General features: G+C 43.8%; 23 protein-coding genes. All 23 read left to right on the forward strand.

Annotation, left to right across the window (positions count from 1 at the left end; genetic code table 11):
- The first annotated feature begins 32 nt into the window (after positions 1-32).
- The 23 genes from V6W81_RS11175 to nusA all read left to right on the forward strand — a co-directional run bounded on the left by V6W81_RS11175 (position 33) and on the right by nusA (position 24,547).
- Positions 33-2,105, forward strand: a complete 2,073-nt coding sequence (locus tag V6W81_RS11175; RefSeq protein WP_338543198.1) for a chemotaxis protein CheA — start codon at positions 33-35, stop codon at positions 2,103-2,105.
- A 44-nt stretch (positions 2,106-2,149) separates the two neighbouring features.
- Positions 2,150-2,611, forward strand: a complete 462-nt coding sequence (locus tag V6W81_RS11180) for a chemotaxis protein CheW (protein WP_056700626.1) — start codon at positions 2,150-2,152, stop codon at positions 2,609-2,611.
- 37 nt (positions 2,612-2,648) lie between these two features.
- A complete protein-coding gene (locus V6W81_RS11185; protein WP_307214579.1) occupies positions 2,649-3,242 on the forward strand; it encodes a chemotaxis protein CheC in 594 nt (197 codons plus the stop codon).
- A complete protein-coding gene (locus V6W81_RS11190) occupies positions 3,235-3,732 on the forward strand; it encodes a chemotaxis protein CheD (RefSeq protein WP_128101415.1) in 498 nt (165 codons plus the stop codon). Before V6W81_RS11185 ends, V6W81_RS11190 begins: the two co-directional genes overlap by 8 nt.
- Before the next feature lie 5 nt (positions 3,733-3,737).
- A complete protein-coding gene (locus V6W81_RS11195) occupies positions 3,738-4,181 on the forward strand; it encodes a hypothetical protein (RefSeq protein ID WP_338543201.1) in 444 nt (147 codons plus the stop codon).
- Positions 4,182-4,196: 15 nt separating this feature from the next.
- Positions 4,197-4,985 (forward strand): FliA/WhiG family RNA polymerase sigma factor, encoded by a 789-nt coding sequence (locus tag V6W81_RS11200; RefSeq protein ID WP_056700634.1) that lies wholly within the window; start codon positions 4,197-4,199, stop codon positions 4,983-4,985.
- A 58-nt stretch (positions 4,986-5,043) separates the two neighbouring features.
- A complete protein-coding gene (locus tag V6W81_RS11205; RefSeq protein WP_338543203.1) occupies positions 5,044-6,453 on the forward strand; it encodes a DUF342 domain-containing protein in 1,410 nt (469 codons plus the stop codon).
- Between the two features lie 51 nt (positions 6,454-6,504).
- Positions 6,505-6,819, forward strand: coding sequence for a hypothetical protein (locus tag V6W81_RS11210; protein ID WP_338543205.1), 315 nt, complete (start codon positions 6,505-6,507; stop codon positions 6,817-6,819).
- A gap of 123 nt (positions 6,820-6,942) precedes the next feature.
- A complete protein-coding gene (locus V6W81_RS11215) occupies positions 6,943-7,515 on the forward strand; it encodes a hypothetical protein (protein WP_338543207.1) in 573 nt (190 codons plus the stop codon).
- Between the two features lie 3 nt (positions 7,516-7,518).
- A complete protein-coding gene (locus tag V6W81_RS11220; RefSeq protein WP_338543208.1) occupies positions 7,519-8,142 on the forward strand; it encodes a hypothetical protein in 624 nt (207 codons plus the stop codon).
- 286 nt (positions 8,143-8,428) lie between these two features.
- Positions 8,429-9,127, forward strand: coding sequence for a 30S ribosomal protein S2 (gene rpsB / locus V6W81_RS11225; protein WP_024630243.1), 699 nt, complete (start codon positions 8,429-8,431; stop codon positions 9,125-9,127).
- Between the two features lie 114 nt (positions 9,128-9,241).
- Entirely contained in the window at positions 9,242-9,892 is a 651-nt protein-coding gene (gene tsf / locus V6W81_RS11230; protein ID WP_145046345.1) for a translation elongation factor Ts, read from the forward strand.
- A 232-nt stretch (positions 9,893-10,124) separates the two neighbouring features.
- The gene (gene pyrH / locus V6W81_RS11235; protein ID WP_056701161.1) at positions 10,125-10,853 is read left to right on the forward strand and encodes a UMP kinase; all 729 of its coding nucleotides are present in this window, start codon (positions 10,125-10,127) and stop codon (positions 10,851-10,853) included.
- Positions 10,853-11,407: a ribosome recycling factor gene (gene frr, locus V6W81_RS11240; protein ID WP_338543211.1), complete on the forward strand. Its 555-nt coding sequence runs from the start codon at positions 10,853-10,855 to the stop codon at positions 11,405-11,407. The genes pyrH and frr overlap by 1 nt, the downstream gene beginning before the upstream one ends.
- Positions 11,408-11,495: 88 nt before the next feature.
- A complete protein-coding gene (locus V6W81_RS11245) occupies positions 11,496-12,263 on the forward strand; it encodes an isoprenyl transferase (protein WP_056700645.1) in 768 nt (255 codons plus the stop codon).
- A 16-nt stretch (positions 12,264-12,279) separates the two neighbouring features.
- Complete coding sequence (locus tag V6W81_RS11250) at positions 12,280-13,074, forward strand: phosphatidate cytidylyltransferase (RefSeq protein ID WP_145046349.1); 795 nt, start codon at positions 12,280-12,282, stop codon at positions 13,072-13,074.
- Between the two features lie 75 nt (positions 13,075-13,149).
- Positions 13,150-14,295, forward strand: coding sequence for a 1-deoxy-D-xylulose-5-phosphate reductoisomerase (locus tag V6W81_RS11255; protein ID WP_056700648.1), 1,146 nt, complete (start codon positions 13,150-13,152; stop codon positions 14,293-14,295).
- A 789-nt stretch (positions 14,296-15,084) separates the two neighbouring features.
- Entirely contained in the window at positions 15,085-15,240 is a 156-nt protein-coding gene (locus tag V6W81_RS11260) for a lanthionine synthetase LanC family protein (protein WP_338543214.1), read from the forward strand.
- A gap of 75 nt (positions 15,241-15,315) precedes the next feature.
- The gene (gene rseP, locus V6W81_RS11265; protein WP_338543984.1) at positions 15,316-16,587 is read left to right on the forward strand and encodes an RIP metalloprotease RseP; all 1,272 of its coding nucleotides are present in this window, start codon (positions 15,316-15,318) and stop codon (positions 16,585-16,587) included.
- A 61-nt stretch (positions 16,588-16,648) separates the two neighbouring features.
- Complete coding sequence (gene proS / locus V6W81_RS11270; protein ID WP_145046351.1) at positions 16,649-18,103, forward strand: proline--tRNA ligase; 1,455 nt, start codon at positions 16,649-16,651, stop codon at positions 18,101-18,103.
- Positions 18,104-18,292: 189 nt separating this feature from the next.
- A complete protein-coding gene (locus V6W81_RS11275) occupies positions 18,293-22,612 on the forward strand; it encodes a PolC-type DNA polymerase III (RefSeq protein WP_338543215.1) in 4,320 nt (1,439 codons plus the stop codon).
- 252 nt (positions 22,613-22,864) lie between these two features.
- A complete protein-coding gene (rimP, locus tag V6W81_RS11280) occupies positions 22,865-23,326 on the forward strand; it encodes a ribosome maturation factor RimP (RefSeq protein ID WP_145046355.1) in 462 nt (153 codons plus the stop codon).
- A gap of 123 nt (positions 23,327-23,449) precedes the next feature.
- On the forward strand, positions 23,450-24,547 hold the full coding sequence (gene nusA / locus V6W81_RS11285) for a transcription termination factor NusA (protein WP_062326087.1): 1,098 nt from the start codon (positions 23,450-23,452) through the stop codon (positions 24,545-24,547).
- Positions 24,548-24,572: the final 25 nt, after the last annotated feature.

The following is a 24,572-nucleotide window of genomic DNA, read 5'->3' on the forward strand; positions in this document are numbered from 1 at the left end:
TGGAGTGAAACTCATGGAGGAGGTGCCTCACAATGGACATGAACCAATATTTATCCATGTTTATTGATGAGTCTAATGATCATCTGCAGTCGCTTAATGAAAACATGCTACAACTCGAAGGTAACCCGGAGGATTTAGGAATCGTTCAGGTTATATTCCGTTCAGCTCATACCCTGAAAGGTATGGCTGCAACAATGGGCTTTGAAGATTTGGCATCACTGACACACAAGATGGAGAATGTGTTAGATATGGTGCGTAATGAGAAACTGAAAATGCAAGATTTTATTTTTGACACGCTATTTAAAAGTTTAGATGCGCTCGAAACAATGGTTCAGGATATTACAAATGGCGGAGAAGGTAAAGCGGATGTCTCTGCAATTGTTACTTCACTTCAAGCGATTGAAAGTGGCGAATGGACTGGAGGCGATGCGCCAGCAGCAGCCGTAGCTCAAACGACGGTTCCTGAAACCTTAGCTGCAGTGCAACTGGATGAGTTCCAATATTCAGTACTGGATCAATCCATTGCTGAAGGACATCGTGTATTCTACATTGAGGTGCTGGTAAGTGAACATAGCCAGTTAAAAGGCGTACGTGCTTACATGGTATTTGATCTGTTAGAACGCTCTGGTGAGGTTGTAAAAGCATTCCCATCCGTTCAGGATATCGAACAAGAGAAGTTTGAGCGCAATTTCTCGTTATATTACATAACAACCAAAGAAGCGCAGGAACTTGAACAAGGAATTTTAAGTATTTCTGAAATTGAAAGTGCCAAAGTGATTCAGTTGGATCAAGAAACACTGGAGCAGATGACGAACCAGGCAGCCGTTGCAGCCGAAGCTGAAGTCGTTGCTGTAAACGATGCAATTGCAGCATCTCAAGTGAAAGAAGCTCCTCCTAAAGCAGAAGCGAAGCCTACCGAAACTAAAGCAGCGGCACCGAAGCAAGCGGCAGCTCCTTCACGTACGATTCGTGTAGATATTGAACGACTTGATGTACTTATGAACCTGTTCAGTGAGTTATTGATCGACCGGTCACGCCTAGAACAATTGGCTAGCGAGACAGGAAATAATGATCTTTCCGATACGGTAGCTCACCTGAGCAGAGTCAGCACAGATTTGCAAAATATTGTATTGAAGTTGCGGATGGTTCCTGTGGATACCGTATTCAACCGTTTCCCTCGTATGATTCGTGACCTAGCAAAAACACTAGACAAAAAAATCGATCTAGTGATTACTGGTGCCGAAACAGAACTGGATCGTACCGTTATCGATGAGATTGGAGACCCGCTGGTGCATTTGCTGCGTAACGCAGTTGACCATGGTGTTGAATCCATTGCAGAGCGTGTAGCAGCAGGAAAACCAGAGATGGGAACCGTTAACCTGCGTGCATTCCATAGTGGTAACCATGTATTCATCGAGATTGAAGATGACGGTAAAGGGATCTATCGTGAGAAGTTGTTGAAAACAGCCATTTCTAGAGGTGTTGTTACAGAAGAACAGGGTGCCAAGATGAGCGATGAAGAAGTTAATCAACTGTTGTTCGCACCTGGTTTCAGCACGGCTGATGTGATTTCTGATATTTCAGGACGTGGGGTTGGATTGGACGTTGTTAAATCAAAAATCACTTCACTCGGCGGAAATGTAACTATTCACTCCACACCAGGAAAAGGAACAAACTTCTCTGTTCAACTTCCATTGACCCTATCGATTATTGCAGCAATGCTTGTACGGGTGGGTTCAGAGAAATATGCTATTCCTCTGTCTTCAATTGTCGAGACAGCCATTGTGCAGCGTGAACAAGTTCGCAATATTCATGGCAACAAGATGATTACGTTCCGTGAGTCATTGATCCCATATCTCTCATTAAATGAAGTGTTCTCTGTACCAGACTTCAATGATGCAGAAGAGAAAGAAACGGAAATTGTTGTTATCCGCAAAGGAGATCGACTTGCAGCCGTATCTGTAGAGGAATTCATTGGACAAAGCGAGATTGTCCTCAAATCGATGGGAACTTATCTTCCTGCGATTGAAGGCATTTCAGGAGCAACGATCCTTGGAGATGGACAAGTCGCTCTAATTGTTGATCCTAACGCATTCATCAAATAAACCAATTACGTTTAAGCTCTACATCTAATAGGGAGGTTTTTTACATGGAAGAAGAGTTGAAAGTTATCGTCTTTAAGTTAGGATCAGAGGAATACGGCATCGAAGTTGAGAGAGTTCAGACGATTGAGCGCATGATGCCAATTACACGTGTCCCCAAAACATTTTCATTTGTTAAAGGGGTTATCAATTTACGCGGGGTTGTTATCCCTGTTATCGATTTGCGTGGTCGCTTCTCATTGCCAGAAACGGAATATACCGATCAAACACGTATTGTCATTGTAGGTGTAGGCGATATGCAAGTAGGCTTTATCGTTGACGCTGCTAATGATGTTATTGATATTAAGAGCAGTTCAATCGATAGCCCACCTGAAGTGGTTGGTGGTGTCAAGGCTAGATATCTCCGTGGTGTAGCGAAGCTTGAAAATGAACGTTTGCTAATCATGTTGAATCTGCATGAAGTCTTAAATAAAAGCGAAGTCGTTCAGCTGGAAAGTGTCGAGGGATAACTCCGTGGAACTATTCAACCGATTTGAGGGATTCCAGATGGATGTGCTCAAAGAGGTCGGTAACATAGGAGCAGGCAACGCCGCAACGGCGTTGTCCCAGCTCCTTAATAGACCGATTGACATGGGCGTTCCAACGGTACAAATGCTTCCGTTCGAAGAAGTTTCTGAGAAAGTAGGCGGAGATGAACGGATCGTCGTTACTGTTTTCTTACGTGTAGAAGGCGAAGCACCAGGGAATCTGTTTTTCATGATGACACCTGAAGCAGCTAAGATGTTGCTTAATCGTCTTGCTGGTTTTGACTTGAGGGAAGGGTTTGACTTCACAGATATGGAACAATCTGCTCTGTCCGAGATTGGAAACATATTGGCCGGGTCTTATCTATCTTCACTTGCGGATTTCACGAAACTGTCCATGTATCCAACGGTTCCGGGACTTGCCATTGATATGGCAGGTGCCATTCTCAGTTATGGTCTATTGCAATTTGGTGAAATGGGCGATGCTGCATTACTGATTGACACATCGTTCTTTGAAGGACAAGATGAAGTGGAGGGTCAGTTCTTCCTCATTCCCGATCCGACATCATTTGCAAAGATATTCGAATCATTAGGGGTGCCGCTAGATCATGATTGAAGATAAAAGCGTCGTTAAAGTCGGTATGGCGGATTTGAATATTGCTCATCTTCCTGGCATAATCCGTACGACTGGCCTTGGTTCATGCGTGGGCTTAACAATGTATGACCCACAATTGAAACTGGCCGGAATGGCGCATGTCATGCTCCCTACTTCAGATATTGCCCGTGAGGGGAATTTGAATAGAGCCAAATATGCGGATACGGCATTGCCTGAGTTATTGGAGAAGATGGTTAAGCTCGGCGCTTCTCAATCACGTATCGTGTCCAAAATGGCGGGAGGGTCACAGATGTTTGCTTTTTCGGGAGCAGGTGACACTATGCGCATTGGACCGCGAAATGCTGATTCTTGTCGGGAATGGTTACAAAAGCTCGGTATTCCTCTTCTAGCTGAAGATACGGGCGGCAACTATGGACGAACTATTGAAATGGACTGTGAGACTGGACTTTTAACTATTAGAAGTGTACAAATGGGTGTAAAGGAACTATAACCAATATGATAGGAAACTACCGCATTAATCTTGGAGCAGGCATAGTCGGATTTATTCTGACTTTTTTTGTAGCTTACAGCAGCAATGTGTTGATGACCAGTTTAATTCGCGGGTTAATCGGATTTGTAGCCTGGTTTGCCCTTGCTTATGCACTACGCTGGGGATTGGGGTTGCTGCTGACTCCATCCTTAGATAGCAAGGGATTCGATTATGATCCCCTAAACGGTCAAGAGTTAAGAGGTTCACAGGTGGACATTAAACTCGAAGACGATGGTCAAGAGCTAAACGATTTGCTCAAAAACGGACAGAACGCCTCCTTTGGGGAAGATCTTCCGCCATCTGAGACGAAAGCTCCAACGGGTTTTGCCCCATTGGATCCGCCTAAACTCGTTCGGACCAAAGAGCCGGAAGAATTGGCGCAGGCCGTTCGTCACCTGACAGACAAATAAGGAGGGTGAAGTCAATTGAACGAGCGTAAAGCTTCACATTTGAACCATGCAGATCTGTGGGAAAAGTGGAAGGAACATGGAGATCTTGAAGCCAAGAAAAACTTAATCGAGAAGTATCTTCACATTGTCAATTATGTATCTGGACGACTGGCAGTAGGATTGCCCAAAAACGTTCCCAAAGATGACTTGGAAAGCAATGGTGTTATGGGTTTAATAGATGCGTTGGAAAAGTTCGATTATGAACGTGGGCTCCAGTTTGAAACATACGCTTCTTGGCGTGTTCGTGGTGCGATACTCGATGGACTAAGACAAGGGGACTGGGTTCCACGTTCCGTGAGGGAGAAAGCCAAGCGCATCGAAGACGCGTATCAGCAATTGGAACAATCGTATCTAAGATCCGTAAGTGATGAAGAAATGAGTGCGTACCTGGATGTGTCAACAAAGGATTTCCAACACATGCTTCAGGAGGTGGCGGTAATGTCACTTTGCTCACTTGAAGACCCTATTCGAGAAGAAGAATCCGAGACACGTCTGTCTTTAATGGTTGACGAAAAGGCCAAAAATCCTGATTATAAGGTCAATGAGTTTTATTTAAAAGAAGCCTTGGTACAGGGTCTTGAGAAGCTGACAGTAAAAGAGCGCACGGTGGTTTCCCTCTTATATTATGAAGATCTGTCTCTTAGCGAGATTGCAGAGGTTATGTCCTTGTCTCCATCACGAATTTCTCAGCTTCATTCTAAGGCGATCTTAAGACTAAGAGGAACGTTAGATAAACAGAAGGATCTATTACTACGTAAAGATTAATAGAGAGAGTTATGCTGGATTATAGGGAGTGGAAAGTCTAAAAGGAGGAAGAACTGCATTGACACAGCGAATTGCTTTGGAACAATGCTTGAGCATTATTTTATCGGAAGATAAAAGCACGGCCTACCTTGAAGTTTCCAAATTGGAAGAGGGCTTTACCTTCACTTTAGATGAACTCGAGCAATATATTGATAGTAAAGGGATCAAGTATGGTATTTTACGAGAGGCATTGCTTTCATTCGCAAGTCATCCGGAAACCTATCTCAATAATCAGTGTAAAATTGCCGAGGGCATTGCTGCTGTAGCGGGCGAAGATGGATACATTAAGGTACTCGTAGGCATGGACGATTCCAATGAGCGTCGACCACAGGAATCGGAAGATGGTACGGTGGATTACAAAGAAGTGACACGCCTTAATAATGTTCGAGCAGGTCAGATTATTGCAGAACGAATTCCTCCTATGGATGGCATAGTAGGTAGGGCAGTAACGGATGTTGAAATCCCTTTTCGTCCTGGTAAAGAAGCACGTTTTAAAGTTGGCAAAAATGTAGTTGTTAACCCAGATGGAACCGCAATGTATGCTGCACTGGATGGGTTGGTTACCAAAACAGAAGGCAATAAACTAAATGTATTCCCCGTATATGAAATCAATGGTGATGTGGACTATAACATCGGAAACATTGATTTTGTCGGTACAGTGGTTATACGTGGGAATGTTCTAACAGGCTTTAAGGTGAAAGCTGCTGGTGATATCCGAGTTGTTGGTGGTGTCGAAGGTGCCGAGTTAGAAGCAGGTGGCTCGGTCGAAATCACGGGTGGGATAATCGGATATAACAAAGGGCTTGTACATGCTGGGCATAATGTTAAATGTAGCTTTATTCAAGAAGGCAACGTGGATGCCGGTGAAGACGTCCTCGTTTCACAAAGTATTATGCATTCTAATATTCGTGCAGGCAGAGAAGTAATCTGTGCTGGGACAAAAGGGCTTATTGTTGGTGGCTCTATTCAAGCTGGTGAAAAAGTATCAGCACGTATTGTGGGTAATAGCATGTCTACCGTTACTTCTATTGAAGTTGGTGTTCTGCCTAGACTACGTAATGAATTGAACGATCTCCGCAAAGTCATACGAGAACAGATGGATTCATTGGATAAAACCAAGAAAGCTCTGACTCTATTGGATCAACTGGCAGCAGCAGGACAATTAAGTCCTGATAAAATGTCCATGCGAATTAAACTGACAGCCACACAGAAATCATCCATGCGTCTTAATGAAGAAACAAAGACTCGAATCTTTGAAATCGAAAAGGCACTTGAGGATACGAGTAGGGCTCGTGTAGATATTCTCAAGATGATTTATGGTGGCTCTAAAATAGTTATCGGCAGATACACCAAATTTATTAAAGATCCAGTGAGTAGAATTTCATTTTATTATCATGATGGTGATATTTCGATGGTTCCTTACGTGTAAGTACAGCATTCAAGCAGACCAAGAATCCATTCGAAACCGTGAGGTGAGCGTATGAGTTTCAAAGCAGTTGAGTTGCAGATTGCCGTACCAAGGACGAGTGAGGCCGGTCGTTATCAAAATGAATCTCAACAGCGGCCGGTCATCGACCAGAGTTTGCTCGCAGAGCAAACAGCCAAGGAAGCTGAGGCGGCCAGGCATCGAAGTGAAGCGATGGACGAAACATCTAACGCTGCATTGCGTGATAATCATAGTCATGATTCAGAGCAGAAAAATGGTTCACAGGCACCAGAATCTTCTGAGAATCAAGAAAATGTTAAACCGGCTGAGCACCCGTACAAAGGAAAACATATTGATTTTTCTTTATAACGTAGCTCAGTAGAGAAGCACCCATAGTTTTGCTTTTGATAATCGAAGTAAAACATGAATGGAAACTTGCATAGAGAAGAAGTCTTGCGCATCGACTGCTGCATCAAAAGGAGAGAACCGAATTTGTCACCATGGATTATTATTGTCATATTAGGTGCCTGTGCAATTGCATATGCCTTGATTATGCCTAAGAGAGACAAGTCACAGGAGCACGGGAATCAACTGGTGCAGGAGATGGAATCCACGCTTGAACACTATATGACTGAGATGGAAAACGATAATGATGCCCTCATTCAGCGTGTTGCTGAAATGAAGGGGGAGGCTACAGCTGCAGATCAGCGTATGCAGTTGCAGCTGGAAGAGATGCAACAACGTCTTGAGCAATTAGAACAGCGCAAAGCGGTTGAGCCAAATTCAGTTTCCCATCTGTCTACGGTAACCAGTACTAATGGACTTCAGGCTCAAGGGCTGGTAGAGAGCGTAAGAGTGGAGGCAGCTGAGTCGGTTGCTGAACCGGAAAATCAGCCAAACGACCAAGCGACGCCAACCGTTGGAGAGTCGATCAAAGATCGGTACGCAGAACTCTTTAATTTGTATGCAGAGGGTAAGTCAATCGACGCAATTACGAAGCAAACAGGTATACAGCGTGGGGAAGTTCAATTGATACTTCAACTCGCAGAACGGGAGGAGAGCTAGAAGATGGATAAGCGCTCCTTATGGATCGGACTTGGAAGTGGCATGATTGTTGGAGCGGTTTTGTTACAGCTTGCTACAGTAGGACAAAATGCATTATCGGATAGCGCTTTGGATACGGATCAAGTTGTTGCAGATTTAACGAAAGAACAATTGGAAGTGGCTGCGAAAAACTTGGATATGAGACTCGTAGATTCGGATGAAGAGTTGTTCACCGAAACAGAATGGGTGCAGAAGAAAACACAGGAGAGCAGTGAACTACAAGGTACTACAGCAGAGCCTCCCAAGGATACGGAGACAGTAGAGACGCCAAGCACACCTGCGAATCCTGAGAAGCCTACATCTACTGATAAACAGACTCAGGTTAATCAGCCCACATCAACAGAGCCCTCAACTCCAGTAACGCCAAAAGACGCTACGGTATCGTTTAAAGTCCGGTCAGGAAACAGTTTGGCTATGGTAGCAGAGAATTTGGAGAAATCGGGTATTGTGGACGATGCAGAAGCATTCATTCAAGCAGGCCGTGCAGAACGAATCAACACGAAAATACAAGTTGGCACATATGCGCTGGAAAAGGGCGAAAGCTTTAAGTCCATTATCGCCAAAATTACCAAAGAACCGTCACGCTGAGAGCTTCAGGCAGGACGGTTCTTTATATTTTTAATTTGACTGCGATTCATTGTTCTTATCTTTGCTCGTATCAAGGCTTGGTATAGTTCAGAATAATATGCTAAAAATATCGTATTTTGTTTGAAAGATAGTTGCAACGGGTAGGCGTTTGTGCTATATTAGATAACGGTGTTAAAACACACGCATGTGCTAATTTCGTTAAGGGTGCTTTCCTTATTGGAGAGTCTTGGCGAAAAATGATGCCGGCGGAGGACACAATAAAAACCATACTAGGAGGTGTGTGAAGATGGCAGTAATCTCCATGAAGCAGCTTCTCGAAGCTGGGGTACACTTCGGTCACCAAACACGTCGTTGGAACCCAAAAATGGATCGTTATATCTTCACTGAAAGAAACGGAATTTATATCATTGACTTGCAAAAGACAGTGAAAAAAGTCGAAGAGGCTTACAACTTTGTTAAAGGAATCGCAGGCGAGAATGGTACTATTCTTTTCGTTGGTACTAAAAAACAAGCTCAAGATTCTGTTAAAGAAGAAGCTGAACGCGCTGGGCAGTTCTACATTAACCAACGTTGGTTGGGTGGTACCCTGACTAACTTCTCAACTATTCAAAAACGTATTGATCGTTTGAAACAGTTGGAAGCTTGGGAAGAAGACGGTACTTTCGCTGTATTGCCTAAAAAAGAAGTTATCTTGCTTCGCAAAGAAAAAGATCGTCTTGAGAAATTCTTGGGCGGTATTAAAAATATGAAAGGCCTGCCAAGCGCCCTGTTCATCATCGATCCACGCAAAGAGCGTATCGCTGTTGCTGAAGCTCGCAAATTGGGTATCCCAATCGTTGGTATCGTTGATACTAACTGCGATCCAGACGAGATCGATTATGTTATCCCAGGTAATGACGACGCGATTCGCGCTGTTAAATTGCTGACAGGTAAAATGGCTGACGCTGTTATCGAAGCTAACCAAGGCGAAGAAACTTCCGCTTAATAGTTTCGAACATAATTCATGAATTAAATGAAAAGGGTGGTTGGTAGGTGGATAACCTCTCACTGCCCTTTTTTTAGAGTGTACGTACAATACTTAATCTGGAGGGAATTTATAATGGCAGTTAATGCGAGTGCAGTAAAAGAACTTCGCGAAAGAACGGGCGCTGGTATGCTCGATTGTAAAAAAGCACTGGAAGAAGCAAACGGTGATGTAACGAAAGCGGCTGAATTGTTGCGTGAAAAAGGTCTTTCTGCAGCAGCAAGCAAAGCAGGTCGTGCAGCTACTGAAGGAACTGTAGAATCTTACATCCACGCTGGCGGACGTATCGGTGTCTTGGTTGAAGTTAACTGCGAAACTGACTTCGTTGGTAAAACAGATCAATTTAAGGATTTCGTTAGAGACGTAGCTATGCAAATCGCTGCAGCTAATCCTAAATATGTTACACGCGAAGAAGTTCCTACAGATGAGCTGGAAAAAGAAAAAGAAATCTTGAAAGCTCAAGCTCTTAACGAAGGTAAACCAGAAAAAATCATTGAAAAAATGGTTGAAGGCCGTATCGGTAAATACTACGAAGAATATTGCCTGATGGAACAAACTTTTGTTAAAGATCCAGACAAAACAATTTCCCAATTGCTGAATGAAAAAATCAGCCAAATTGGTGAAAATATCTCTATCCGTCGTTTCGTTCGTTACGAACTGGGTGAAGGTCTTGAGAAAAAAGTTGATAACTTCGTAGAAGAAGTTATGTCCCAAGTAAACAAATAAGACGGTTATTTAAACCGGCAAGCAGGATTGATTTTCGAAGATATAAGAATGATGAAACTTCGAAGCGCAAACTCCCTTATATCTCAGGAAAACAGTGCCTTACCGGTCGATCGTTTTTCCTAAAAGAGCGGAACACTAGTGTGTTCCTTTCTTTTTAAGCAGGAGGCCGTGCGCGAGAAGTTTTGTTGGTTGAATGCCTCAGGGCGTTCAATTTAAAGTGGAGGGTGAACAATTGGAACAGCCAGTATTTAAACGTGTTGTCTTAAAAGTCAGCGGAGAGTCCCTTTCCGGTCAAAATGGCTATGGTATTGATGCAGAGACGATTTCGTCCATTGCGCAACAAGTAAAAGAAGTCGTTGAACTAGGTGTGCAGGTTGCTATTGTATGTGGCGGCGGAAACATCTGGCGCGGTATTGCTGGTAGTGAAAATGGCATCGATCGAGCAACTGCAGATTACATGGGTATGCTGGCGACAGTAATGAACTCGCTGGCACTGCAAGATGCATTGGAGCAGATTGAAGTCCCAACACGGGTTCAAACATCTATTGCTATGCAACAAATTGCAGAGCCTTACATTCGCCGTAGAGCTATTCGTCATCTTGAGAAAGGTCGGGTCGTTATTTTTGCATCAGGTACAGGTAACCCGTTCTTCTCCACAGATACAACAGCAGCACTGCGCGCAGCGGAGATCGAAGCAGAAGTCATCTTGATGGCTAAGAACAAAGTGGATGGTGTATATTCAGCCGATCCGTTTAAGGACAGCACAGCTGTGAAATTTGATCAGTTGACTTATATGGATATTCTCAACAAAGACCTTGGTGTAATGGATTCGACGGCGTCCTCACTGTGTAAGGATAACAACATTCCGTTGATCGTCTTTGCTATTACAGAACAAGGTAACATCAAGCGTGTTGTTCTAGGTGAACGCATCGGAACAATCGTTAAAGGGAGTGTAGATTAATGCCACAAGCGGTTAAAAAACATGCCGAAGAACGTATGGAAAAAGCAATTCAAGCGTTACGACGTGATCTTGCCACTTTGCGTGCAGGGCGTGCTACTCCAGCTCTTCTGGATCGGGTTCAGGTAGAGTATTATGGTGCAATGACACCACTTAATCAGCTTGCTAATATCAGTACACCAGATTCACGCACACTGATGATCCAACCATGGGATAAGTCATCCATGAGTGATATCGAGCGTGCGATCATGAAGTCCGATCTTGGACTTACACCAGCCAACGACGGCACCATGATTCGTCTGTCTATTCCGCCACTTACGGAAGAGCGCAGAGCGGAGCTTGTGAAGCTGACTAAAAAGTTTGGTGAAGAGGGCAAAGTGGCGATTCGTAACATTCGCCGTGATGCTAACGATGATATCAAAAAAATGGAGAAGTCAGATATTTCTGAGGACGAGTCCCGGAGACATCAAGACGATATCCAAAAATCGACAGATAAATTTATTGCTGAAGTCGATAAGGTACTCGCTGCCAAAGAAAAAGAAATCATGGAAGTGTAAGACAAGCGCAGCCCCTCCGATCCGGTGGGGTTTTGTCTCTTTTTTAAGCTTCAGGTGAAGAAACTTCAGGGATTTTGGAGGAACAGGAATGATCAAACGGGTTCGGTCGTGGTGGAATGGGGCTGAAAAGCAGGAAACGCTGACTATATCCGAGGATAATATCCCGCAGCATGTAGCTATTATTATGGACGGAAATGGACGATGGGCCAAACGTCTCGGCCTTCCGCGCATAGCTGGACATCAGAATGGGATGAAGGCAGTCAAACGTGCGACCATCGCGGCGGATGAACTGGGCATCAAATATCTGACGATGTATGCTTTTTCGACAGAAAACTGGACGCGTCCAAAAGAAGAAGTGGATTTTCTGATGCGACTTCCGCAAGAGTTTTTGGCGATTGAGCTGGATGAGCTTATCGAAAAGAACGTGCAGATTCGGATGATGGGTCAGGAGGAACATTTACCTTCTCATACCATTAATGCTTTACGTGAAGCTATACGTCTTACAGAACATAACACAGGTCTTGTGCTAAACTTTGCAATGAATTACGGAAGCCGCAGAGAAATGACAGACTGCGTTAAAAAAATAGCTCTACAGGTTCAGTCGGGGGAACTGTCTGCAGAGGAGATTACACCGGAGCTCATCGACAGACATATGTTAACGAGTGATATGCCTGACCCGGATCTGTTGATTCGAACAAGCGGAGAGCTCAGACTCAGTAATTTCATGCTCTGGCAACTTGCTTATAGCGAACTATGGTTTACGGATATATACTGGCCCGAATTTGGCAAGCAGCATTTAATTGAAGCAGTAGCCGAATATCAGCGCAGAACAAGGCGTTACGGCGGTTTGAAATAGATGGAGGATGAAGCCGTTGAAACAGCGATTAACGACAGGAATAATAGCAGGTGTTTTGTTTTTGGGTTTTTGCTTGCTAGGCGGACCCTGGTATCATGGCTTGGTATTAGTGATGGCTCTCATCGGTTACTATGAATTTGTGAAAATGACGGGAGTACAGCCTTTTTCAGGTGTAGCTCTAATTGGATACCTAGGCGTTTTTTCGCTTGTATTTCCTTGGGAAATGGTATGGGAAGCCAGACCGCTGACTCTATTTCAGATCGGCTGGCTTGTGATGTTGGTATTAATGACGGCATCGGTCATTACTAAAAATAAGATTCCGGTTAATACCGTTGCGATGCTCTTTCTTGGTGTGTTGTACATTGGTATTGGCTTTTATTACATTGCCGAGTCGAGACATCTTCAACATGGGTTGTTTTGGACTTTTCTACTGCTGGGCTCTATTTGGGCAAGCGACGCAGGAGCCTATTTTGTCGGAAAGCTGATTGGCAAAAACAAATTGTGGCCTTCAATTAGTCCTAACAAAACAGTGGAGGGTGCACTAGGCGGTATCATCATTGCCATTATAACCTCACTCGTTTTTGCAGGAGTATCGGACGGTTTGCTTACCTGGCCGAGAGCGATATTAATTGGAGTCGCTTGTGCTGTAGTAGGTCAGATGGGAGATCTCATTCAATCTGCGTACAAACGAGTTTATAATATTAAAGATTCCGGTACGTTGCTACCGGGGCATGGTGGCATTTTGGATCGGTGCGACAGTTGGATCGTCGTTTTCCCGTTCATACATATACTGATGCTACTGCCCTACTAATTTTGCAAACAAGACAGGTGTAGTGAGTCGTCATTTTACTACACGTGCATTGGATAAATGAAGATGAGGTGCAGCATGAAGAAAATTGCGATTCTTGGGTCAACGGGCTCAATTGGAACTCAGACACTTGATGTAGTAGATATGCATCCTGAGTTATTTCAAGTGGAAGGGCTTGCTGCAGGTGGGAATGCGGAGCTGCTCATTGAGCAAACGAAGCGTTACAAACCGAAGAAAGTTTCTGTTGGCTCCAAAGAACTGGCAGACTATATTGCACCCCTAATTCCTGCAGGAACGCAGGTTTTTCACGGTAAAGAAGGATTAGTCGAAATTGCTGCAGCTACAGAAGCGGATACAGTTGTAACCGCAGTAGTGGGAAGTCTGGGACTGGAGTCTACTCTAGCTGCCATTGAAGCTGGAAAACAGATTGGTTTAGCGAACAAAGAGACCTTAGTTACAGCAGGCCATATCGTTACGTCAAAAGCAGCAGCAAAGGGAGTTTCGCTCTTGCCCGTGGATAGTGAACACTCTGCTATCTTCCAATGTTTGAATGGAGAGAAACGGGAGCAATTGCTAGGGATTACACTTACCGCTTCCGGAGGGTCTTTCCGCGATTTAACGCGTGAACAACTCAAAGAGGTTACTGTAGAGGATGCACTGAAACACCCGAATTGGTCGATGGGTTCCAAAATTACGATTGATTCCGCAACAATGGTGAATAAAGGTCTGGAAGTAATTGAAGCGCATTGGTTATTTGGACTTCCATACGATCAGATCAATGTAGTGCTCCACCCTGAGAGCATTATCCACTCATTTGTTGAGTTTGAAGATACCAGCATAATTGCTCAGTTAGGTAATCCAGATATGCGTGTGCCAATTCAATATGCGTTAACTTATCCTGATCGCCTACCATCGCAAGCGACACGTCTATCCTTAGCTCAAGTGGGTAAGTTGAACTTTCGCGAGATGGATATGGAGCGCTTCCCTTGTTTAAGAATGGCATATGAATCTGGCAAACTTGGAGGAACTGCACCAACTGCGTTCAATGCGGCCAATGAAATTGCTGTCGCGAGATTTCTAAAAGGTGAGATCTCCTTTTTACAAATAGAGTATACGATCGAGAAGATCCTGGAAAAGCATAGTAACATTCAAAATCCAAGTTTAGAAGAAATTCTGGATGCTGATGAAACTTCTCGTAAGCTAGCCAATGAGTTGCGTTTTTAAACACTTTATAGATGTCCAACTCTTTTGTTAGTATGTTCCTTCATGCAAAACGATAGGCTGTGTCGGATGACAGACTGAGAGACTATAGCTAAAGAGAAATAGCAACCGAAAGAAGGTCACTTTTTAAGATCAATGGCTGATCTAAAGGGGTGACCTTTTTATGTCAAATTAATTTAAATTGGAGTTGGTTCAATCAATTTAAATAAAGATGTATCGGAGCATTATTGGTATGAGGAGTTAAATTCAAAATTGCTATACATGAGCATCCCAATATTAATTAAGAGTTGTACATTTCAAGGTTAACCGGCTTGCCTAACGTCGAGCACTCTGAAAATCGCTATCATGATCATTATGCTGTATTATTATAGAATAGAGAATATGTCCAGTCCGATTTAGTCATGCATTTTGTGTAAGCTCAATTAATGATCGACAAAATGAAGAAATTCATCGAATATCATACAGAAATCCTAATTCACATGCCCAAGAAAATAGATCCCTTATAAAAGGAACGAGCATAGAGTCGCGTGTACTAGAGGGAATTTTCACAAGAGTTGGCGAATCTCATTCTAAAGGTTGTACTGTATGCGTACTTTATTTAGGTGGTGGACAAAGGCTGACTCTCAATTATTAGTCCAATAAGCGTGTACAACCAAGGAAGAGATCCAAAGACCGCTACCATTGCCGTGATAAACGGATTAAATAGATGAAGGGGATTGAATCGATCTATCATTGTCATGGGTCACCAAGGGGCCGGAATTTTCACTACAAGAACTTGGCGTTGAAATATGCTTGAAGTATAATAGTATTTCGGCGAGAGACTTCCAATTAGGGCTGATGACGGGAATAGCAGGCTTAGGTTATGGACTATTACGACTGAATAATCCTGAAATTCCTTCTGTTCTATCATTGGAGATTCCAGTACTTGGTGCGTTTACTGGGGCTTAAAAAACTTCTTGGTATTTAATTAAGAATAATGTTATTCTAGAGCATGCATAATAAGTTAAGGAGGTGTAGTGTTTGTTGGAGACTCTTAAAATCGCGTTCTATATATTCATGATGTTCTTTGTTATTGTAGCCATTCATGAATGGGGCCACTATTATTTTGCGAAGCGCGCTGGTATTTTGGTTCGTGAATTTGCAATTGGATTTGGTCCTAAAATGTTTTCATATAAGAAGGGTGAAACTCAGTTCACGTTCCGTCTGCTTCCTTTTGGTGGGTATGCAAGAATGGCAGGTGAAGATCCGGATACTACGGGGATTGATGTAGGACAAACGATATGTGTTAGAATTAAGGACGATAAGGTTGAGAAAATCTTCACGAGCAATCTTGAAAAGTACAAGAATGTAATCAAAGGTGAAGTTCTGCAAATCGACCTGGAAACAGCTCTTAAAATTGAACTTGATGTTGACGGCGAGCGCATGACCTATGATGTTCATCCTCAGGCTGTTATTGTAAACAAAAATGCTAGCATGCAAATCGCACCTAAAGATCGTTGGTTTAGTAGTAAAACCGTTGGACAGCGCTCCTTGGCTATTTTTGCCGGCCCGATGATGAACTTTATTCTAGCATTTGTGTTGTTTGCAATATTTGTTCAAGTAAGTGGTGTTCCTGTCGAGAATCCCTCCTACATAAAAATAGCTGATGTTTCAGCAAACACGCCTGCGGAGAAGGCTGGATTCAAAGAGGGAGATATCATTAAGAGTATTAATGGTACGTCCGTTGGAATTGACCAACAACAAGTCATTGCTTCCATCTCTGAGTCAAAAGATAAGGCTATGAACTGGACTGTGATTCGGGATGGGAAGGAACTTGACGTTTCGGTTACTCCGACTTCGTTGCCTGGCCAGGAAGGTGGCAAAGTAGGGATCTCACTAGGGTTTCCTACGAGACAAGCAGGTTTTGTAGAAACCTTCACGTTATCTGGTAAGTATACGATCGAAACATCTAAATTAATTTTCAAAGGCCTTCAACAACTCGTACAAAACTTCGCTCTTGATGATATTGGTGGTCCAGTCAGAACCATCGAGTTAACGGGGGAGATCGCCAAATCCGGGTTGGATCGTTTATTATACTGGAGTGCAATGATCAGTATTAATCTAGGGATTTTCAACCTGTTACCGATCCCGGCATTGGATGGCAGCCGCCTTGTATTTTTGGGAATTGAAGCTCTGCGAGGCAGACCGGTTGACCCGAATCGAGAAGGCATGGTTCACTTTATTGGATTTGCGATGTTGTTTGTACTGATGCTGGCTGTAACATATAATGATATACTACGTTTAATTAATGGATAATATGGTTTGACTATCTTCTGGTAAGTCGAAGGTAGTCGTAATGGGAGGACGCTGGAGTCTTATGTCAAAGGAAAATGAAAAACAGTTCGTAACTGAAATTACACCACAGAGTGAAGATTTTTCTCGTTGGTACATTGATGTAATCAAAAAAGCAGATCTGATGGATTACTCTCCAGTTCGCGGATGTATTGTTTTTAAACCTGATGGATTTGAAATTTGGGAACATATTAAGGATGAGCTGGATCGTCGTTTCCGTGAAACGGGTCACCGGAATGCATACTTCCCAATGTTTATTCCAGAGAGCTTTTTCCAGAAGGAAAAAGAGCACGTAGAGGGCTTTAACCCTGAATTGCCGTGGGTTACCGAGGCTGGTGGAGAGAAGTTGGAAGAGCGTCTTGCAATCCGCCCTACATCTGAGACAATTATTGGTCACATGTACTCCAAGTGGATTCAATCATATCGTGACTTGCCAGTTCTGATTAACCAGTGGGCTAACGTTGTGCGTTGGGAGAAAAGAACGTTGCCTTTCCTTCGGACAAGCGAGTTCTTGTGGCAAGAAGGACATACTGCACATGAGACGGAAGAAGAAGCGCGTGAGGAAACGATGAAAATGCTTGAGATTTATCGTGAAGTAGTTGAAGAATACCTTGCGATTCCGGTCATAACAGGACAGAAAACAAAATCGGAGAAGTTTGCCGGTGCGGTAGACACCTTCTCAATTGAAGCAATGATGAAAGATGGACGTGCAGTGCAAGCAGGTACATCTCACTATATGGGAACGAATTTTGCAAAAGCTTTTGAAATCCAATATCTTAGCCGCAACAATGAGTTGGAGCTTGCTTACACGACGTCTTGGGGGGTAAGTACTCGTCTCATTGGTGCGCTAATTATGGTGCATGGTGATGACCGTGGTCTGGTGCTGCCGCCTAAAGTTGCACCTACTCAAGTGGTTATGATTCCGATTGGACCGCCAAAAACTCGTGATGCTGTTGTAGGCCGTGCGGATGAATTATTTGCGGAGTTGAAACAAGCTGGGGTTCGTGTCAAGATGGATGACCGTAGCGATGTACGTCCTGGTTGGAAGTTTAACGAGTATGAGATGCGCGGTGTGCCGATTCGTCTTGAGATCGGGCCACGCGATATGGAAAACGGTGTTTGTGTTCTTGTATCTCGGATTACAGGTGAGAAGAAAGTTGTGGAGCAGGCTAACCTGGTTGAAGAAATTCAAACGATGTTGGCACAAGTTCAGTCCGATATGTTGGAACGTGCACGTACATTTATGTCGGACAACTTCTATTCTGTAGATACATTAGATGAGATGAAAGAGTTAATGGAGAATAAACGTGGTTTCACGCTAGCAGGATGGTGCGGCTCAGAAGCGTGCGAAGATAAAGTAAGAGAAGTAACGGGCGCTACAAGCCGGAACATCCCGTTCCAGCCTGCAGAAGAAAAACATACGTGCCTGGCTTGTGGAGAAAAAGCAGAACATACCGTAGTATTTGCGAGAGCCTACTAAGTAACACAGGCTTCGTTATATTGTATTGAAATTATGTACTCATAATTTCGATCTAGCAAAAGGATGTTTGCTGATTAAGGTAGGAATGAAAAGCTTCTGTCGGATAAAATGAGTCGGTGCCGTTCGGATCGGGGACATTTTTGATTACAGAGGCTTTTCATGCTTTGAAGGGCAACGAGGAGGAACATTATGAGTGGATTCGAGGAGAAGAGAAAAAGATTTGAATTATTGATGAAACAGACGGATCTTCCAGCAGGGCTCGTTGAGCCATATTTTATGGATGGTTGGATTGAACAGGTGGAAACAAGCCGTAGTAATCGAGATTGGACTATTCTGATTGCTAAGGATACCTTGGTGCCTGCTCCGATCTACCGCACATTCTGCCTGCATATTCAGGAGAAAATGAACCATATTGCCAAAATTTCATTTGGCTTTAAATATAGTGATTCTGTCTTGTCTACAGATATTGTAAGTGAGTACTGGAATTTGTTCCTTGAATGGGTTGCTCGTGAAATTCCATCGGTTAATGGCTGGATGAGCCGTACCAAATTTGAATGTGAAGCGGACTTACTGCAATTAACTATGAGTGATGCAACATCGATGGAGCTTGCGAAGAAGAAGCAAATTGATCAGGCGATTACGCGATTTTATGAGAAGTATTTCCATACAACTCTGAAAGTCAAAATGCAGGTAGGACAGATGGAAAGCAACAAAGAGGCATTAGAGCAGTTCCAGCTTAAAAAACAGGAAGAAGAGCGTCAGGTCATCGAGAAGATGATGAGTGAGGTAGAGCCTGAGATGCCTGAAGAAGAAGAGCAAGGGGATGTCCGTCTGCAGATGGGATACGACATCAAAGAACCCGCTGTTCCAATGCAGGAAATTCAAGATGAAGAGAAGAAGGTCACCTTGCAAGGGACGATTTTTGGACTGGATCGTAAGGAATTGCGTAATGGTAACACGTTGTTTACCTTCTATCTGACAGACTTTACGGATTCCATGCAGATGAAAATGTTTGCGAAAACAAAAGAGGATGTCCGAATTCTTAGTTTGCTAGCGAATGGGAAATGGGTGAAAGTGCGTGGTCGTGTTGAATATGACCGTTTCATGCAGATCCCTGAACTTGCTATGATTCCTTCAGACTTGGTTGAAGTAAAGGCACCGCCATCCCGCAAGGATAAAGCTGCTGAGAAACGGGTGGAATTCCATTTGCACTCTACCATGAGTACGATGGATGCCGTGACCTCTATTGACAAGTATGTGAAAACTGCAGCAGAGTGGGGACATAAAGCCATTGCTGTGAGTGATCATGGTGGTGTTCAAGTATACCCAGAGGCAGCAAAAGCAGCTAAGAAAAACGGAATTAAGATGATCTATGGGCTAGAAGCCAACGTGGTGAATGATTCTGTGGCCGTCGTTTTGAATCCTCAGCCATTGGATCTCAAAGCCACAACGTATATCGTTTTTGATATTGAGACCACGGGTCTGTCTGTAACGCAGAATAAAATCATCGAGATTGCAGCAGTAAAGGTAGAGGATGGCAAAGAGATTGATCGGTTTGCTACGTTTGTGAACCCACACGAACGGATTCCTTATAACATTCAGCAATTGACTAACATCAATGATGATATGGTGAAGGACGCTCCAGAACTTGAACCTGTCATTCAGGATTTTGTGAAATTTGCAGGGGATGGCGTGTTGGTCGCTCATAACGCACGTTTTGATATGGGCTTCATTCAAGCTTCGTTAAAACAACTTGGTATGCCTGAGTTAACGAATCCTGTACTTGATACGCTGGAACTAGCAAGATTGCTGTACCCAAAAATGAAAAACCATCGTCTGAATACACTCGCAGACAAATATAAAGTGGCTCTAGAGAGCCATCACCGAGCGATTGACGATACGATTGCGCTCGCAGGTATTCTCAATGGATTGGTGAATGATGCTGCTCAGCTTAAAGGGCTAACGATGCTTGATCGTCTGAATGATTATGTAGGTGTCGATCTATCGAATACGCGTCCATTCCATTGTGGAATATATGCGCTGAATGATATTGGTAAGAAAAATCTCTACAAATTGGTTTCTCTTTCACATACGGAGCATTTTAAACGAGTGCCCTGCATTCCTAAATCCAAACTAGTCAATTTACGCGAAGGTCTGATTATTCTGTCTGGCTGTGAAAAAGGCGAGTTCTTCGAAGCGGTGCTTAATAAATCGCTCGAAGAAGCTGAGGAGATTGCAGAGTTTTATGACATTCTGGAGATTCAACCACTGACGATGTACATGCATTTGGTTGATAAAGGGCTGGTAGCTACTCCAGAAGAGATCAAAACAGCGATACAGAAAGTCATTAGTATTGGTGCGAAACTGGAGAAACCGGTTGTAGCGACGGGCAATGTTCACTATTTGGAACCACGCGATAAGCTATATCGGGATATTACAATTCACGGTATTACAGGATTTAGCCCGTTGAAAGATCAGCGAAAGCCTGATGCCCATCTGAGAACGACGGATGAAATGCTGGAAGAGTTCCAATTCTTAGGTCAAGATAAAGCGTACGAGGTTGTTGTAACCAATACGATTGAACTTGCTGACCGGTTTGAGGAAATCAAGCTGTTTCCGGACAAGCTGTTTACTCCAATTCTGGAAGGTGCGGACGAAGAAATTCGTAACACCTGCTATAATACGGCCAAGTCCATCTATGGAGAGGACCTACCAGAGGTCATTATCGCTCGATTGGAAAAAGAACTGATTCCAATTATTAAGTACGGTTTCTCTGCCAACTACCTCATATCGGAACGGCTGGTTAAAAAGTCGAACCAAGATGGTTATCTTGTAGGATCTCGGGGCTCGGTTGGTTCATCGGTTGTTGCTACGTTTCTCGGCATCTCTGAGGTTAATCCATTACCTGCGCACTATATCTGTGTGAATCCCGAATGTAAACATAGTGAGTGGTTCCTTGACGGTAGTGTACGGAGTGGGTTTGACCTTCCTGCGAAGGAGTGTCCGGATTGTGGAAATACCCTGAAGGGTGAAGGTCAAGATATTCCGTTTGAGACCTTCCTTGGATTTAAAGGGGATAAGGTTCCCGATATCGATTTGAACTTCTCAGGTGATTACCAACCTCATGCCCATAACTATACCAAGGTACTATTTAGTGAGAAGAGTGTATTCCGTGCGGGAACCATCGGAACCGTAGCCGAGAAAACTGCATTTGGATTTGCCAAGAAATACGAGGAAGAGCATCATAAGAAGTGGCGCGGCGCCGAGCTGAATCGGTTAGCTTCAGGATGCACGGGCGTAAAACGGAGTACTGGACAGCATCCCGGCGGGATCGTCGTCGTACCCGATTACATTGAAGTAGAAGATGTAACCCCAGTACAATACCCGGCAGATGATGTTACCGCAGAGTGGAAAACGACGCACTTTGACTATCATGCTTTTGAAGAAAATCTGTTGAAACTCGATATCTTAGGACACGATGATCCGACAATGATGCGGATGCTGCAGGATTTGACAGGTGTCGATCCAACGACAATTCCTATGAATGATCCGAAAGTCATGAGTATGTTCAACTCTACAGAAGCTCTTGGTGTAACGCCTGAACAGATTCGTTCCCCTGTTGCCACATTTGGAGTACCGGAGATGGGAACGAAATTTGTGCGTCAGATGTTGATTGAATCCCAGCCAACATCGTTTGCCGATTTATTGCAGATTTCTGGTCTGTCTCACGGAACAGGAGTGTGGTTAGGTAACGCGCAGGATCTGATCAAAAACGGAACATGTAACATCAAAACCGTAATTGGTTGTCGGGATGATATCATGCTGTTCCTTATTTATAAAGCTGGCATGGATGCAAGTTTGGCATTTAAAATTACGGAAAGTGTACGTAAGGGTAGAGGTTTGCCCCAAGAATGGATTGATGAGATGAAAAATTGCAAAGTGCCGCAATGGTACATTGATTCTTGTCTTAAGATCCAGTACATGTTCCCTAAAGCCCATGCGGCTGCTTATGTCATTTCCGCAGTTCGTACTGCGTTCTTCAAGCTTTATCACCCAATTGAATATTATGCAACATACTTCACAGTACGTGCAGATGAGTTTGACATTGGACTAGTATGTCAGGGGTATGAAGCGATCTATAAGAAGATCGTAGAAATCGAACAATTAGGCTTCCAAGCACCACCAAAAGAAAAAAACATGCTGCCAATCCTCGAAATGGCGCTAGAGATGACGGCTCGTGGGTTCTCGCTGAAGCCAATTGATCTCTATCGATCTGAAGCAACTAAATTTATCGTAGATGGCAACTCATTGGTTCCTCCATTTTCCGCTTTGGCTGGAATTGGTGACAATGCTGCGCGTAATATCGCAGGTGCCAGAGAACATGGCGAGTTCCTGTCGATTGAGGACTTCCAGCAGAAGTCTAAAGCGTCTAAAACGATTGTAGAGCTGCTGTCTAATATGGGTTGTTTCCGGGGTCTTCCTGAGAGTAATCAACTATCTCTTTTCTAATGTAGCTCATACTGGGAAAGCATGGTTGAAGTCAACTCGTAATTTTTTCTTCATTAGTGTGTAATTTGCCTTAAAGATCGCTTACTTGTCACTATTACCAGACTATGTTATAATTTTTGAAGTGAACGAGATAGTACGAATTTCTGAAGAGTGGGGAAACCCACTCTTTAGTCTTTGGTATACAAGAATCTTGGGTATTTAATCATCTGCCAGCGATGATGCTGGTGTAACCTAAGTTGGAGGTTATCGGTTTTGAGCACAACGAACATTAAAGATACCGTGGAAGAAATGATCCAACCCTACTTGAATGAACAAGGCTTCGAGCTGGTTGACATCGAATACGTCAAAGAAGGCAGCAACTGGTTTTTACGGGTGTATGTCGACAAAGAAGGTGGCATCGACATCGACGATTGCGTCTTGATCAGCGAAAAGCTGAGCGCCAAGCTGGATGAGAACGATCCGATTCCTACCGTCTATTTCCTTGAAGTGTCTTCTCCCGGTGCGGAACGTCCACTGAAAAAAGCAGAGGATGTTGCCAAAGCCGTAGGCAAAAATGTGTTTGTAACAACCTACGAGCCGGTGAATGGATTGAAGGAATTTGAAGGTAAGTTACTTTCCTTTGATGACGGAACACTCGTGATCGAAGCAGGCAAGAAACAGCATACCGTTTCTTATGAAAAGGTTGCCAGTGCGCGTCTAGCTATTTTGTTTTAAGTGCCTTGTTCACTTTATTAATGAAAAAGACACATCTCACGATAACGGCAAGGTGCTCAGGAGTTCAGAGCCTTTCGCCGTTTTACGTATGAGATGCCATGTTTGAAAGGGGGATCAACATTCATGAGTATGGATTTTATTGAAGCAATGAATGAGTTGGAGCGTGAAAAAGGGATCAGTAAGGATGTGCTGTTCGAAGCGATCGAGGCTGCCCTGATCTCCAGCTATAAGCGGAATTTCAACACCGCTCAGAACGTGCGTGTTGATATGAACCGCAATACTGGGGTTATCCGGGTATATGCTCGCAAACTGATCGTGGAGGAAGTCCTGGATTCACGTACCGAAATTTCATTGCCTGCTGCACGAGAAATCAACCCACACTTCCAGCTGGAAGATATTGCGGAGATCGAAGTAACGCCGCGCGATTTTGGCCGTATCGCCGCACAAACTGCCAAACAGGTAGTGACCCAGCGGATTCGTGAAGCTGAACGTGGCCTGATCTACAACGCTTTCGTTGATAAGGAAGAGGATATCGTTACGGGAGTAGTGCAGCGTCAGGATTTGCGCAATATCTACATCGATCTGGGCAAAATCGAAGCGGCTTTACCGCTGACCGAATTGATGCCGAACGAGAAATTTGTTCATGGTGATCGTATCAAAGCCTACATCACCAAGGTCGAGAATACGACCAAAGGGCCACAGATCATTTTGTCCCGTACACACCCGGGCTTGTTGAAACGCCTCTTTGAACTGGAAGTTCCTGAAATTTTCGACGGTGTAGTTGAGATTAGATCCGTTGCGCGTGAAGCTGGCTTCCGCTCCAAAATTGCTGTGCATTCCCGTAATGAGGAAGTAGATCCAGTTGGATCTTGCGTAGGGCCCAAAGGGATGCGCGTGCAGACCATTGTGGGTGAGCTGCGCGGTGAAAAAATTGACATCGTTCGTTTCTCCGATCAGGTGGACGAATATGTGGCTAATGCACTGAGTCCTTCCAAGGTGTTGGAAGTTCAAGTGTTTGAGGAAGAAAAGATGGCTCGGGTTATCGTTCCTGACTATCAACTTTCCCTCGCGATCGGGATTAAAGGTCAAAATGCCCGATTGGCAGCCAAGCTGACCGGCTGGAAAATCGACATTAAGAGCGAGAGCCAGGCGGAACAGGAATTCGGCAGAGAAAAAGATTCTTCTTCGGAAATGCATCAAGATTCCGTCTCCGTCGACTAAAGTAAAGCACGGGGGGCGTTAACGT

The sequence above is a fragment of the Paenibacillus tundrae genome, from assembly GCF_036884255.1.
Lineage (GTDB): Bacteria > Bacillota > Bacilli > Paenibacillales > Paenibacillaceae > Paenibacillus.

What these genes read in the sequence shown, in the direction of transcription:
- V6W81_RS11175 (WP_338543198.1), top strand. Translation starts at nt 33, where the DNA reads ATGGACATGAACCAATATTTATCCATGTTTATTGATGAGTCTAATGAT.
- V6W81_RS11180 (WP_056700626.1), top strand. Translation starts at nt 2,150, where the DNA reads ATGGAAGAAGAGTTGAAAGTTATCGTCTTTAAGTTAGGATCAGAGGAA.
- V6W81_RS11185 (WP_307214579.1), top strand. Translation starts at nt 2,649, where the DNA reads ATGGATGTGCTCAAAGAGGTCGGTAACATAGGAGCAGGCAACGCCGCA.
- V6W81_RS11190 (WP_128101415.1), top strand. Translation starts at nt 3,235, where the DNA reads ATGATTGAAGATAAAAGCGTCGTTAAAGTCGGTATGGCGGATTTGAAT.
- V6W81_RS11195 (WP_338543201.1), top strand. Translation starts at nt 3,738, where the DNA reads ATGATAGGAAACTACCGCATTAATCTTGGAGCAGGCATAGTCGGATTT.
- V6W81_RS11210 (WP_338543205.1), top strand. Translation starts at nt 6,505, where the DNA reads ATGAGTTTCAAAGCAGTTGAGTTGCAGATTGCCGTACCAAGGACGAGT.
- V6W81_RS11220 (WP_338543208.1), top strand. Translation starts at nt 7,519, where the DNA reads ATGGATAAGCGCTCCTTATGGATCGGACTTGGAAGTGGCATGATTGTT.
- rpsB (WP_024630243.1), top strand. Translation starts at nt 8,429, where the DNA reads ATGGCAGTAATCTCCATGAAGCAGCTTCTCGAAGCTGGGGTACACTTC.
- tsf (WP_145046345.1), top strand. Translation starts at nt 9,242, where the DNA reads ATGGCAGTTAATGCGAGTGCAGTAAAAGAACTTCGCGAAAGAACGGGC.
- frr (WP_338543211.1), top strand. Translation starts at nt 10,853, where the DNA reads ATGCCACAAGCGGTTAAAAAACATGCCGAAGAACGTATGGAAAAAGCA.
- V6W81_RS11245 (WP_056700645.1), top strand. Translation starts at nt 11,496, where the DNA reads ATGATCAAACGGGTTCGGTCGTGGTGGAATGGGGCTGAAAAGCAGGAA.
- V6W81_RS11255 (WP_056700648.1), top strand. Translation starts at nt 13,150, where the DNA reads ATGAAGAAAATTGCGATTCTTGGGTCAACGGGCTCAATTGGAACTCAG.
- proS (WP_145046351.1), top strand. Translation starts at nt 16,649, where the DNA reads ATGTCAAAGGAAAATGAAAAACAGTTCGTAACTGAAATTACACCACAG.
- V6W81_RS11275 (WP_338543215.1), top strand. Translation starts at nt 18,293, where the DNA reads ATGAGTGGATTCGAGGAGAAGAGAAAAAGATTTGAATTATTGATGAAA.
- nusA (WP_062326087.1), top strand. Translation starts at nt 23,450, where the DNA reads ATGAGTATGGATTTTATTGAAGCAATGAATGAGTTGGAGCGTGAAAAA.